Raw genomic sequence first — 14,201 nt, 5'->3', positions numbered from 1 at the left:
TTTAATCTCCTGAAAAGTTTTCTACCAATACTTCGCGGTATGAATTAAATATCTTCGACTTCGACATAAAGCCGACATAACGGCCTTCTTCATCCACTACGGGAAGGTTCCAGGCCTTTGTATCGTCAAATATCCCCATGATCTGTTCCATCGGGGTTCCGATCTGTATCTTGGCCGGAGCCGACACCATGAATTTGGATACATGGAATCTGTTATATAACTCCGGACGGAACATAATGTTGCGGATATTGTCCAATTGCACGATTCCCAGCAAAACACCTTTATCGTCGATAACCGGGAATGCATTTCGTCCGCTCTTCGCAATTACTTTTACCATATCGCCCAACGACATTTCCGGTGAAACGGTCTGGAAATCTTTCTCAATCACGCTATCCGTATTCAGCAAAGTCAGAACGGCACGGTCTTTATGGTGCGTAAGTAATTCCCCTTTCTGAGCCAGACGCATCGAATAGATACTGTGAGGCTCGAACATCAGGATTGTCAGGTATGAACTGATGGAAACGATCATTAACGGAAGAAAAAGATCGTATCCACCGGTAAGTTCCGCAATCAGGAACACTCCGGTAAGCGGTGCATGCATAACTCCCGACATGATTCCCGCCATACCCAACAAGGCAAAGTTTTTTTCCGAAATATACATCGTAAACGGGAAATAGTTGGAGGTATGAGCAAACAGGAATCCTGATATACAGCCTAAATACAAACTAGGTGCAAAAATACCACCACAACCGCCACCGGCATTAGTCGCACTCGATGCAAAAACTTTAGTCAGCAGGATCAGGAATAGGAATACGATAATTCCCCAGTAATTATCATTCAGGTCATAGAATAAACTCTTGTCCATAATATGGGAGAACTGTCCGTTCAATAGGGAACCGATCGTATCGTAACCTTCGCCATATAACGGAGGGAAAAGAAAAATCAAGATACTCAGCATCACGCCTCCCAACAGGAACTTCTTCCAATAAACACCCAGCTTCCGGTACATTCCTTCCACCCGGTTCATCACACGGGTAAAATACAAAGATACCAGACCACAGAAAACGCCCAACAACAGTACATACGGAATACGTTCTATCTCAAAAACCTCAGTCTGAGAAAACTTAAACATCGCTTCCGTTCCCGTAAAAATATAGGAAACCGTGGCTGCCGTCACCGATGAAATCAGCAAAGGCAACACAGACGTCATCGTCAGGTCGAGCAATAACACCTCGATCACAAAAACCAGTCCTGCAATGGGAGCCTTGAAGATACCGGAAATCGCCCCTGCCGCTCCACAGCCAACCAACAGCATTAAGGTTTTCTGCTCCATGCGGAACAAACGTCCCAGATTAGAGCCGATAGCCGCTCCGGTCAATACGATCGGGGCCTCTGCTCCTACCGATCCTCCGAATCCGATAGTCACGGAACTGGCTACGATAGACGACCAGGTGTTATGGGGTTTGATCCGGCTCTTACGCTGTGAAATGGCATAAAGGATCTTTGTTACTCCATGACTGATATCGTCGCGCACAATATACTTAACGAACAATCCTGCCAGCAAGATACCGATTACCGGATAGAGCAGATAGAGGTAGTTCACCCCACTGGCATCGAAATTCCCGGTAAGGAGATGCTGTATAAAATGAATCAACTGCTTCAGTATGATAGCGGATGCCGCCGTGCATATACCGACCAGAAAACTGATCACCAGAATAAAATGTTTCTCTTTTATATGCTTATCACGCCACAACAGAAACCTGTAAAATAAACCTTCTTTTGCCATTTTAAATACCTTTACCTGTAAACACTGTCTTTACTGTGTAGATCAATATTGTTATATCCAGCAGTAACGACATATTTTCGTAATATAAAACATCATATTTCATGCGCTCGATCATCTTATCCACATCGCCGGCATATCCGTATTTCACCATCCCGAGAGAAGTGATGCCAGGACGTACGTTATGTAATAAATAATAGTGAGGCGCAACTTTTACTATCTGATCGATAAAATATTTACGCTCCGGCCGCGGCCCTACTACCGACATATCCCCTTTCAGTACATTCCAGAACTGAGGAAATTCATCCAGCCGGTATTTCCGCATAACATGTCCGAACGGAGTAATACGTTCATCATTTTCAGACGACAACAACGGTCCTTTATCTTCGGCTCCCACATACATCGTCCGAAACTTATAGATCATAAACGGTTTTCCCATATATCCGATCCGTTCCTGACAGAAAAAGACCGGCCCCGGAGAATCCTTCTTCACCCGATATGCAATATAAAGATACATCGGTGAAAACAGAATCAGTACCAAAGCCGATATGACCTTATCCATGAACAGCTTGATATTCTTTTCCACCTGCGAGAAATTGTTATCCGTGACGTTCACCAGAGGAATGCCGCGAATCGTCTTTATCTTTACCTGCGAGAGCATACTCAACTTATCGGCCAAGACTTTGATCGGTAACTTATAAAGATAAAGCGAATAAAGAATATTCAACAATTTTTTATTATCATCCGTTTCTGCAGCAAGTACCAGTTCATCGATCCTTTTTTCTGCAACAATCATCGGCAAATCGTCCAAAACTCCTAGTACTTCTTTTTGATCCACCTCTACCGAAGTTACCGGATCTTCCGGTATAAAACCAGAAATATTATATCCCATCCGATAAAGATCTTTAGCAATACTACATGCCTTCTTCCCTGCTCCGATTATCAATACATTCATTGCCCCTTCCCTACTTTTTATTTTCCGCAGGCCCGCAAGCGTGATAGACAGACGCGGGATATAGGTCAATACGAACTGTAAACCGAATAATACAAAAAAGAGTTCGTAGTAAATATGAAACGAGCGAGGCAGATCGTTCAATACAACGATAAAGAAAATCAGGACAACTCCGATCAAAGAAGTGACAAAAGTCGAAAACAACTCGGTCAACCTCGACTTTCCGAACGGTTTATTGTAATAACCCGAAAAATAGTACAGAGTCAGCCAGAAGAAAGGGATCAGAAACTGCCCTTTCAATACCTGCATATAAGCCAGATAATTACTGAAAGAACCGGCCCCCTCATAAATAGCCACTTCCTTATATCGTAGCCAGTTAAATAAAAACCACGCTACTGCTGCAGAGATAAAATCTGATAGTATATATTTTCCTGCCTGCCTACTTTTCTTCATTCTTATCTGATAACCTGAATAAGACCTCCGGCACCAAGTTTTATAATATTTGATGGTTGTGCCTTGCTCATATCATCCTGGCGATAGCCAACTATATAATCTACTCCGTTTTTAATTACATCCGATACTTCCGAGAAATTAGCCGGTGAAAGTTCGCCGCTCACATTGGCAGATGTCGACACCAACGGTTTACGGAAACGTTCACACAGTTTACGCGAAAATTCTTCGTTTGAAATACGAATACCCACGCTTCCATCGTCAGCCAACAGGTTTTTTGCCAGATTTTTTGCATTGGAGTAGATAATGGTCAGCGGCTTGTCTGCCACTTCGATCAAATCCCATGCAACATCGGGAACATCCGATACGTACATTTCGAGTTTTGCAGTACTATCCAATAAAACCAGCATGGCCTTATTGTCTGCTCTTCTCTTTAACTCATACACACGTTGCACAGCTTCTTCATTCGTTGCATCACAACCTATTCCCCAGATTGTATCTGTGGGATAGAGTATTATACCGCCTGCCTGCATTACTTCACAGGCCTTTTTAATATCTTCCGTCATTGTTTTTTATAATATTGTGACAAATGTACAAATGATTCGTGTACTTATAAAAAAATAATAACAAAAAAACTATTTTCCCTGGGCTATTGCTATTATCCATTTTAAATTCCTAATTTTACGGGTTGAAAAGAAAACATGGGCATCTTCCGGGAGATATAGATAAGACAGCAATTCCAGTCCCAGTTTCATCCGGTTGAAACTTTTGTTTCATGCTGAAGAAACTTTAGTTTCACCCTAGTGAAACAATAGTTTCGTAAGGAAGAAAAAATAACATGCCGCAAGGCTATGTGGAAAGATAAAAAAGAAAAAATAATATATAATGACTAACAAATGGAATTTTCAAACCCCGACAGAAGAAGAATTACGTAAGAGAGATACGTTGGCGGCTGAGATCGGCTTCAGTCCCATTATCTGTCTCCTGCTTGTTCAGAGAGGGATTACCACGGCAGAAGAGGCAAGAAAGTTCTTTAAACCCAATCTCAACGACCTACATGATCCATTTCTGATGCCGGATATGGAAAAAGCAGTAAAACGGTTGAACAGAGCTCTTGGGAATAAAGAAAAAATTCTGGTTTACGGTGATTACGATGTAGACGGAACGACTGCCGTTTCGCTTGTGTTCAAATATTTAAGACCCTACTCTTCGACTCTGGATTATTACATCCCGGATCGTTATGACGAAGGGTATGGTATTTCCTACAAGGGGATCAATTACGCGTATGAAAACGGCGTAACCTTAATTATCTCACTCGACTGCGGAATCAAAGCAATCGAAAAGATAGAGTATGCCAAAGAAAAAGGTATCGACTTTATTATTTGCGACCACCATATGCCGGACGATACACTTCCGGATGCGGTAGCTGTACTGGATGCTAAGCGGGTAGATTCTATCTATCCCTACGAACATTTGTCGGGCTGTGGGGTTGGCTTTAAGTTTATGCAGGCTTTTGCCAAAAGCAATAATTTCCCCTTCTCAGAATTGGAAAAATTGCTTGAATTGACAGCTGTCAGTATCGCTTCCGACATCGTGCCTATTACAGGAGAAAACCGTATTCTGGCTTACTACGGGCTGAAGCAACTAAACAGCAATCCCAGCCTGGGATTGAAAGGGATCATAGACATCTGTGGTCTGACCGGAAAAGATATCACTATCAGCGACATCGTATTTAAAATAGGTCCCCGCATCAATGCTTCCGGGCGTATGATGAACGGAAAGGAAGCAGTAGACCTACTACTGGCCAAAGATGTCGAATCAGCCCGCGAAAAGAGCGAAAATATCAACCAGTATAACGACGAACGCCGTGAACTGGACAAGAGAATAACAGACGAGGCTAACGCCATCATCGATGAATTCGCCAATATGGAAGACCGGAAGGCAATCGTAGTCTACAATCCGGGCTGGCATAAAGGAGTTATCGGTATTGTTGCCTCCCGCCTGACTGAAAAGTATTACCGCCCGGCAGTCGTACTGACCAAATCGTCCGAACTGATTACCGGCTCTGCCCGCTCGGTTACTGGCTTCGATATATACAAGGCAATAGAGAACTGTCGCGACCTGTTGGAAAACTTCGGAGGACATACCTATGCCGCGGGCCTTTCCCTGAAAGAGGAAAATCTGGAGGCTTTCACCGATCGTTTCCTGAAACTCGCTGCCGACGAGATCATCCCGGAACAGATGACACCTCAGATCGATGTCGACGCTGTACTCGACCTGAAAGAGATCAATACCAAATTCATGAGCGAGCTCAAACGGATGAACCCGTTTGGACCCGACAACCAGAAACCGGTGTTCTGCTCACTGAACGTCAAAGATTACGGTACAAGCAAGCTGGTAGGTAAAGAACTGGAACATATCAAACTGGAATTGATAGACGACAAATCGAACACGCCGATTCACGGTATCGCTTTCGGGATGCATGAACACAGTAAGCATATTAAGGGGATGAGACCTTTTAATATCTGCTATACCATCGAAGAAAATACGTATAACGGGAACACGACCTTACAACTCATGGTTAAAGACATAAAGGTCGATGACATATGAAGGAAACCGGTGGACGTCTACCATAAGATATTAGAGAAGTATTGGGGATACCCTGCTTTTCGTCCTCTCCAGGAGGACATAATACACTCTGTCTGTGAGGGAAAAGATACACTGGGGCTAATGCCGACCGGTGGAGGTAAATCGCTTACCTTCCAGGTGCCGGCATTGGCCATGGAAGGAATATGCATTGTCGTAACCCCACTGATCGCCCTGATGAAAGACCAGGTGGACAACCTGCGTCGCCTGGGCATCAAAGCCACTGCCGTATATTCGGGTATGACCCGTCAGGAAATAATCACCCAATTGGAAAACTGCATTTTCGGTAATTATAAATTCCTGTATGTATCGCCCGAGCGTTTAGCGACCGACATATTTATAAATAAACTGCAAGCGATGAATGTTTGCCTGCTGGTTATCGACGAGAGTCACTGTATCTCTCAATGGGGATACGACTTCCGTCCTTCTTACATGAAGATAGCCGACATCCGCGAACAACTTCCCGATATACCAGTATTGGCACTTACGGCTACGGCAACACCTGAAGTAGTCAATGACATACAGGAACGGTTGCATTTCAAGGGAAAGAATGTCTTCCGGAAAAGTTTCGTACGGAAGAACCTTTCCTATATTGTACGACGCACGGAAGATAAGATAAACTCGTTAGCTCACATACTGGGGAAAGTTCCAGGAAGTGCCATTATCTATGTACGCAACAGGAAACGGACCAAAGAGGTAGCGACCTTACTGCGGGAAGCCGGTATATCGGCTGACTTTTTCCATGCGGGGCTCAACCGTGATGAGAAGAATCTCCGACAAAGCCGCTGGAAAAATAACGAGTGCCGTGTCATCGTATCCACCAATGCTTTCGGTATGGGGATCGACAAACCGGACGTACGCCTGGTTGTCCATCTGGATATGCCCGGATCACTGGAAGAATACTATCAGGAAGCCGGACGCGCCGGGCGCGATGAACAACGAGCCTATGCTGTTGCCTTATGTTCGAATACGGACACTATAAAACTCAAAAAACGACTGGCCGACGAGTATCCGGACAGGGAGTTTATCAGCCGGGTATACGATGCATTGGGCAATTATTACCAGATTGCTGTCGGATTCGGACTCGATACAGTACATGATTTCTCACTGATCGATTTCTGTTCAGCCTACAAGTTTTCACACTTGCAGGCTCATCATGCGCTGAAAATACTGGAGCTGGCCGGTTATATAGAATATACGGAAGAGCAGGACAATGCTTCCCGCCTGGTATTCACTGCTACCCGCGACGAACTTTACAAGTATCTGCACCAGGATAGAAAGACAGACGAGGTGATCCAATGTATACTCCGTTCTTATACCGGACTGTTTTCCGATTATGTATATATTAATGAAGGGCTGATCTCCACCCGAACCGGACTGAGCCAGCAAGAAATATATGACGTATTGATCGGACTTTCCAAATACAGGATCGTCAATTATATTCCACATAAAAAGACGCCACTCATCATCTATACCCGGACAAGGGAGGAAATCAAATACCTCTCCATCCCCCGCTCGGCTTATGAAGAGCGTAAAGAACGTTTCGAAAACCGGATGAATCGGGTAATAGATTACATAGAGGAAAACCGAATCTGCCGGAGCCGGATGCTGATCACTTACTTCGGTGAAAAGGATACTTCCGATTGCGGTTGCTGTGATGTCTGCCTGGCCAAAAACGACTCGGGACTGAACAACCATACATTCAACACCATACGGGAAGCTTTATTGAAAACACTGGAAGAAAATGGCCCACAGGAAGTAAAAAAGCTGACGGAAGAGTTATCTTCTCCAGCAGACAAAATCATAACGGCTATCAGATTTCTTTCCGAACATGATGATCGCTTTTCTCAGGAAGACGGCATTTTAAGGCTCACGAAAACGAACACAGTGTCCGATAATGAACAGCAATAGCAAAGCTGCAAACACTGTATTTCAATACATTATCTTTATGGCATAGACTTTGTTAGTATCTACATCGAACAATAATAACAAAGTTTTTTATGTATAAGGTCTATTTCAAACAGGCAGTTCAGATGCTGAAGCAAAATAAATTCTTCAGTATCGTTTACATAACCGGTACTGGTCTGGCCATTACAATGGTTATGATACTGGCTATCTTATATTATTTTCGAACCGGTAACATCGCACCGGAAAATAACCGTGACCGGATGCTGATCATACAACACGGAAAAATTCTGAATAAAGTAAAAGGTCAGGGAAACGGAAGTAGTCGGCTTTCTTACTCGACCATCAAAGAATGCTTTTATCCGTTACAAACCCCGGAAGCCGTTACTGCCATCCTCCCGATCGGAGAACAGACTGAATTCATCCAAACCCCGGGAAGCAATAATGTATACAACGGACTTGTTATGGGAACAGATGTGGCATTCTGGAAAGTATTCCAGTTTAAATTCCTTGCCGGCAAACCTTATACGGAAGAAGAGTTTACTTCAGGAATCAAAAAAGCAGTTGTAAGCGAATCATTGGCACGCAGACTGTTCAATACTTCTGATGCAATAAGTAAAACATTTTTATTGAACTTCGAAGAATATCAGGTCTCCGGTGTGGTAGAAGATGTACCTTCAATAGCACAATACTGTTATGCTGAAATGTGGATACCATTCACCAACCGACCTTCGCTGATCCAAGGGGATAAGTGGTGTGATTTTATTTTAGGCCGCATGACTCTCTGTATCCTTGCAAAAAAACCTGGCGAGTTTGATGCCATTCGCCACGAAGCCGAAGAGAATTGCCGGCGTTATAGTGCAGATATTCCACAATACAATTTTGTACTAAACGAACAGCCGGACACTGTATTACGTGCCTGGTTGCGCACAGATTCCTTCAGCAGTCCGAAATTCTTGAAAATCCTGATACAAATCTCTGCAGTTATACTCCTTCTGTTGTTAGTTCCTTCCATAAACCTGACAGGGATGACTGCCTCACGCATGAAAAAACGGATGGAAGAATTAGGTATTCGTAAAGCGTTCGGAGCTCAAAATAAAACACTGCTTATGCAGATATTATATGAGAACTTGCTACTCACACTATTAGGCGGACTGATCGGGCTACTGATCTCCTACGGGCTAATCTTTATGTTAAAAGGCTGGTTACTTAGCAAGTACGATTGGGATGGCAGTTCACTTACTGCCTCTATTGATCTTTCTCCCGGTATGTTGATCAACCCGGCAATTTTCGGATATGCACTGATATTCTGCCTGGTTTTAAACCTAATGTCCGCTTTCGTTCCTGCCTGGCATGCACTCAAACGCCCCATTGTTGATGCTTTAAACGATAAATAACAAAGATCATGATACAACATCTTTTAAAACTCTTGTGGAAACAACGTCGGCAAAATGCTTGGATTGCTGCCGAATTATTCCTGGTATTCATTTTACTATGGTACATTATAGATTATTTTACTACGATCGGATATGCCGATTCTATCGATAGTGCTTATGATATAAGAGACACTTATCAGGTACGACTCACGACGGTTCCGGTAAGCAGTCCGAATTACATTCACTATGAAAACACAGAAGAACAGGCTTCTGACCGGTATTTATCTATTATCGAACGTATCCGGCAATACCCACAAGTAGAAGAAGTATGCCTGACACTTGACAGCAGTCCTTATAATCCCAGTTACATGGATAACCAAATGGGAAAAGACAGTTCAAATAGAGTACAATTCCAATATTTACCGGTTACACCCTCCTACTTCGATGTATTCAAAGTCCGTTCCTTGAACAGTGAAGACCCATCTGCTTTAAAGAATGCGCTAAATGAAAAAAATATTGTTATTTCCCGTAAACTGGCAGAAGTTCTTTTCCCCGGTGAACAAGCTAAAGGACAATCTATTTATATGGATAATGATAATTCATTCCGTATAGGAGATGTTTGCGGAGCATTAAAACGTGATGATTACAGCCATGAAGAAAGAGCTGCTTACTTTCTTTTGTCTACATCCAGTTTTAAGGAATGGGATGAAAAACAACTTGCTTGGTCGTTAGGGATCAGTATACGGGTAAAACCCGGACTTAATGAACAAAAGTTCATAGAGAACTTCCAGCGAGATATGAGGGAACAGATAAATGTTAGCAATTTCATGCTTTCCAAAGTCAACTCCTATTACGATTTAAGAGAGAGACTTTATCTTACCAACGGGGTGACGGATGCCATCCGCTACCGGATAGCCTTCATGGCTTTCCTTGTCTTCAACATTTTCCTGGGTATTATCGGTACTTTCTGGTTCCGCAACGAATACCGGAAACCGGAGATCGGATTACGGCTGGCTATCGGTTCTACCCGCAGCCAGATACTACAGATGATGATCGGCGAGGGCTGGCTGTTGTTAAGCCTGGTTGCCATACCTGCCGCCATTCTCTGTGTCAACCTGGCTAAACTGGAGTTTATCAGCACGAATATCATGCAAATCAATTTCTTCCGTATCTTCTTCGGACTGTCGATTACTTACCTATTCATGGCATTTGTCATTATGTTGGGGGCTTGGTACCCGGCATGGTTATCGTCTCGCATTGCACCGGCTGATACGTTGAGGAGCGAGTAAGGCCAGGAAACACTTGGCATCGTTTTATTTCCGGAGGAAGGTAAGCCGTTTATTCATAGTGAAGTTAACGGCACCATATACGAAGAGCCCCAGGAACTGGCCCAGATATTCGTTCATATCACAGATCTCTACCATAAGTAAGAGGGACAGGAATTGCAGCCCGTAGGCACAGCCGAAAGCGACCAAAAAAAGAGGAATCTCACGCTGGAACTTTCCACTACGGGCTGAAAATATCCAGTATTTACTCCAAAAGAAATTATTGATAAGTGCTGCGACATATCCTGCGACATTCGACCATAAATAATTGCAGTCCACCCCCTCCATCAGCACCCAGATAACAAGGGCGGTAATGAGGGCATTCAGCGTGCCTACAATGATAAAACGCAGTATTCGTACAGACTCTTTCATATCAATCGTTCATGAGCTTGCTGCTCATATCTATCAGAATATATTAAAACTTTTGCGAACGACCTCTTTGCCTTTATAGCTCACGATGAGCGTCCAAATCCCTTTCTTGTCGTCGACCGGTTCCCAGATGGTATCACCCAGAAAGAACTCGAAATCGTTGCTGTTTATAAAATAGGTTCCCACGAATGGAGGCATAAACTCTCCATTTTCATCACAAAACGGAGGATGTTCTATACTAAAATCAAGCACTTCTCCCTTTGCCTTTTTCACAGAAAGAATATAGCCAAATTCGATGCCGACCTCTGCAGGAATATCCAACGTATGTTTGATAATCTTGGGCAAAGTCTTCGATTCCCGCTCCCAAGCAGTGTATAATCCATAACTTCTAATGGAGAAAACAGGGGCTATTTTAGGCATCTCTTATTGTCTTTATTCATTTTTCCGACGACAAATATACGTGATTTTCAAGAGAACGAGCCCTAATCCGCCGGATTATTCTTCATAAAAAACGTCTCGAAAAAGGCATCACGGTAACTATTGCCGATTGAAATCTCATATTTCCCAATAAACACGTCGTTGTTATCGAACGAGTCAATATAGTCTGTATTAACAATATATGATTTATTTGTACGGAGGAAAACATCCTTCGGAAGCATTTCATGGATGGCCTTCAGGTTCATCTTCGTTATGATCCGCTGGTCGGGTGTCTGGATCACGACATAATCCTTCAATCCCTCGATAAACAGGATATTCTTAAACTGTATCTTGAAATAACGACGTTCGGCTTTGACAAATATATGATCTGCAGCAACAGACTCGACACTGTTCTTATTATTGTCTGCCTTCAACAGCGTGTGATAAATCTGCGCCTTCCCAACAGCATGTTTGAAACGTTCTATCTCGATCGGTTTCACCAGATAGTCGATCGCGTCCACTTCGTAGCTGTCGAGGGCATATTCTGCATAGGCAGTAACAAAGATCACAAGTGTTTCGGCCGGGATCATCCTGGCAAACTCCAGGCCGTTTACACCGGGCATTTTGATATCCAGAAAGACAAGATCGACCGGGCTAGCCTGCATGAATTTACCGGCTGAAACGGCGTCTCCAAAACTTCCACATAAGGATAATAACGGTGTATCCTGTACCAGTAACTGGATGGCTTTACGCCCCAGCGGTTCATCATCTACAATTATGCAATTCATACAACTATTCTTTTTATGTTTAAACGGAGATTGATCGTATATGTTATATCGGTCTCGTCTATTTGCAGCGAATGATCGGTATCGTACAACAGTTCGAGCCGGCGGCGGATATTGGCAAGCCCTATTCCTCCGTCAGACGGACGTTCCTGCTGTTCGGCAGGTTTGGAGTTGATGCAGATAAAGGTAAGACTCTTCTCCTCCACTTTGAAATAAAGGTGTACATAGGAGAGCTTCTTATTATCGTTGTTATGCTTCACGGCATTCTCCACAAAGGGGATGAACAGCAAAGGTGGAAGAGTGACATCCTCCGTATCGCCTTCTGTCGATACGATGAAATCGAAGTTATCGCGCCGTATCTTTTCCATATTCAGATAATCATTCAGAAAAGAGATGTCGTCTTTCAGGCGGACGTTTTCCGAAACACTGTCTTTCAGCTGATACTTCAGCAGGTCTTTCAGTTTGGAAAGGACAAGGACGGCTTCTGACGGGCTTTCTTTTATCAGCACATTCGCGTTATTCAGCATGTTAAAGAGGAAATGCGGGTTGATCTGGTTCTTCAGCTGTTCCAGTTCGGATTGTATGGTAGCATTTTCCAACTGGTCGATGCGCTGCCCGTTCTTTATGTAATCCTGAAAGACGATCACGGCAGATGCTCCGGCAATAATCAGACTCAACTGGATAACAGACGAAATGATAAGGAAGGAACCCATCCAAAATTGATAAATGTGATACTCTTGTCTGATCGACTCGTTACGCAACAGAAACGAAAAGAGCAGGCTTAGCCCTATACACAAATAAACAGATAATATATAAGTACCAATCTTATTTCGCAGTAGAAAACGAGGGGTCAGTACAAAGACACTCAAATAAATGGGTACAAGCAAAAAGACGCTCTGCGCAAAATCTTCTGTCAAATTCTTTCGTTCTATCAGATCCATGTAATAGTTTAAGCCGATCGTTATCATACTGAAAACGAACAGCAGGAGATGTCTGTAAATCCGGTAACGAGGATCAACCAACAAACGCAACAGGAAACCGGAGGCATTTATCATAGCTTAATATACAAATTTGTTTTATAAAGCGAGCCATCACCCACTATCGTTAAAGTATAGCTGCCGGCAAATAACAGGTCGAAACGATGTTTTACATCTATCAGCTCGCGACTGTTTTCAATATCCGCCAGCGATATCTCGGGAGAAAAACAGATACATGAGAATAATAATCCAGCTTCTTCCACCCGAAAGCAGATCTGAAGATCCATTTGCATTGTCTTTTTCATCAATAACTTTACATAGTAAATAGCAAAGGGAATAAACAATAAGGGGGGCACCAGTTTACGGTTGACATTTCCTTCCCATGTCAGTGCAAAGCTCAGGTTTGTATAGCGCACCTGAGCCAAAATCAGGAAATTCTCAATAAAGGAGATCTCCGAGATCAGCAATACTTTCTCTCTATTCCCGTCATACAACTGGTAGCGCAACAGCTTGCTCAACTTCATCAAGACCTTTGATGCCTGTTCCGGATTACCGGCTGTTTGCTCGCCGGCTTCATCCAGCATACTGAAAAGGAACTCCGGGTTTATCTGATCTTTCAAACGCTCCAGTTCTGTTTTCAGATTTACCTTTTCCAATTCATTCTTTCGCATGCTGAATTGCAGCCACTGGCGCAATAACACAGTAAGCGAAGTTCCTGCTATCAGCAAAGCGAACAGAAAGAAATTCCCTATAATTTCTACTATCATGCTCCGGTTTTCATAGAAAAAAGAATAATGGCCAGGCTTCTGTTGATAATAATTATTTATCCAATAATCCACTCCGAAAGAAATCGCTAATATCAATAAAATAAGCAACGATATAGTTCCTACGTATAGCTGATATTTATTCTTCAGCAGTAGTTTTGGTAATAAAACATACATATGCAGATAAAGCCCTGTTAAATAAGCCACCAGTAAGAATAGGCCGGCATACAGCACCATGTTATCTATCTTGTCCAGATACTCAGAGCAAATTATATACGGCATATTGAATGACACAAACACAAAGAACAGCACAAGCAACACATGTCTGCCAACCCTGTATTTGGGGGCGATCAGGAAATCGATCAAAAAACTATTATATGTAACTTCCGGTTGAGACATTATTTATTGTTTATCTGTTTTGAGCTATTCAACGAACAAAGATAGTAATATCC

Annotated in this window: 12 protein-coding genes; 4 read left to right on the top strand and 8 right to left on the bottom strand. The window is 43.0% G+C overall.

Features of this window, described 5'->3' with window-relative positions; translation table 11 throughout:
- Position 1 precedes the first annotated feature (1 nt).
- Genes QZ076_RS07825 through QZ076_RS07815 form a run of 3 tightly spaced genes read right to left on the bottom strand, consistent with a single transcriptional unit; the run spans position 2 to position 3,751 of the window.
- Complete coding sequence (locus QZ076_RS07825) at positions 2-1,786, bottom strand: chloride channel protein (protein WP_293712096.1); 1,785 nt, start codon at positions 1,784-1,786, stop codon at positions 2-4.
- Between the two features lies 1 nt (position 1,787).
- On the bottom strand, positions 1,788-3,188 hold the full coding sequence (locus QZ076_RS07820) for a sugar transferase (RefSeq protein WP_293712093.1): 1,401 nt from the start codon (positions 3,186-3,188) through the stop codon (positions 1,788-1,790).
- A 2-nt stretch (positions 3,189-3,190) separates the two neighbouring features.
- Entirely contained in the window at positions 3,191-3,751 is a 561-nt protein-coding gene (locus tag QZ076_RS07815; protein WP_293712090.1) for an L-threonylcarbamoyladenylate synthase, read from the bottom strand.
- 319 nt (positions 3,752-4,070) lie between these two features.
- On the opposite strand from QZ076_RS07815, the gene recJ reads away from it, so the two are divergent.
- From recJ to QZ076_RS07795, 4 genes are all read left to right on the top strand, one after another.
- On the top strand, positions 4,071-5,795 hold the full coding sequence (gene recJ, locus QZ076_RS07810) for a single-stranded-DNA-specific exonuclease RecJ (protein ID WP_293712087.1): 1,725 nt from the start codon (positions 4,071-4,073) through the stop codon (positions 5,793-5,795).
- 9 nt (positions 5,796-5,804) lie between these two features.
- Positions 5,805-7,742 carry an ATP-dependent DNA helicase RecQ gene (locus QZ076_RS07805; protein WP_293712084.1) on the top strand — a complete coding sequence of 646 codons (1,938 nt, stop codon included), beginning with the start codon at positions 5,805-5,807 and terminating at the stop codon, positions 7,740-7,742.
- Positions 7,743-7,831: 89 nt separating this feature from the next.
- Complete coding sequence (locus QZ076_RS07800; protein WP_293712081.1) at positions 7,832-9,133, top strand: ABC transporter permease; 1,302 nt, start codon at positions 7,832-7,834, stop codon at positions 9,131-9,133.
- An 8-nt stretch (positions 9,134-9,141) separates the two neighbouring features.
- Positions 9,142-10,401 (top strand): ABC transporter permease, encoded by a 1,260-nt coding sequence (locus QZ076_RS07795; RefSeq protein ID WP_293712078.1) that lies wholly within the window; start codon positions 9,142-9,144, stop codon positions 10,399-10,401.
- A gap of 24 nt (positions 10,402-10,425) precedes the next feature.
- Here the strand turns inward: QZ076_RS07795 and QZ076_RS07790 are convergent, their stop codons facing one another.
- The 5 genes from QZ076_RS07790 to QZ076_RS07770 form a co-directional block, all read right to left on the bottom strand.
- The gene (locus tag QZ076_RS07790; RefSeq protein WP_293712075.1) at positions 10,426-10,809 is read right to left on the bottom strand and encodes a GtrA family protein; all 384 of its coding nucleotides are present in this window, start codon (positions 10,807-10,809) and stop codon (positions 10,426-10,428) included.
- Between the two features lie 33 nt (positions 10,810-10,842).
- On the bottom strand, positions 10,843-11,226 hold the full coding sequence (locus tag QZ076_RS07785) for a DUF3859 domain-containing protein (RefSeq protein WP_293712072.1): 384 nt from the start codon (positions 11,224-11,226) through the stop codon (positions 10,843-10,845).
- A gap of 62 nt (positions 11,227-11,288) precedes the next feature.
- Positions 11,289-12,011, bottom strand: a complete 723-nt coding sequence (locus tag QZ076_RS07780) for a LytTR family DNA-binding domain-containing protein (protein WP_075557661.1) — start codon at positions 12,009-12,011, stop codon at positions 11,289-11,291.
- A complete protein-coding gene (locus tag QZ076_RS07775) occupies positions 12,008-13,063 on the bottom strand; it encodes a histidine kinase (protein WP_293712070.1) in 1,056 nt (351 codons plus the stop codon). Before QZ076_RS07775 ends, QZ076_RS07780 begins: the two co-directional genes overlap by 4 nt.
- Positions 13,060-14,148, bottom strand: a complete 1,089-nt coding sequence (locus tag QZ076_RS07770; RefSeq protein WP_293712067.1) for a sensor histidine kinase — start codon at positions 14,146-14,148, stop codon at positions 13,060-13,062. The genes QZ076_RS07775 and QZ076_RS07770 overlap by 4 nt, the downstream gene beginning before the upstream one ends.
- Between the last annotated feature and the right edge of the window lie 53 nt (positions 14,149-14,201).

The sequence above is a fragment of the uncultured Parabacteroides sp. genome (assembly GCF_905196875.1).
GTDB lineage: Bacteria > Bacteroidota > Bacteroidia > Bacteroidales > Tannerellaceae > Parabacteroides.
The sequence above is the reverse complement of the archived record's forward strand: the minus strand, read 5'-3'. Positions and strand labels throughout refer to the sequence as shown.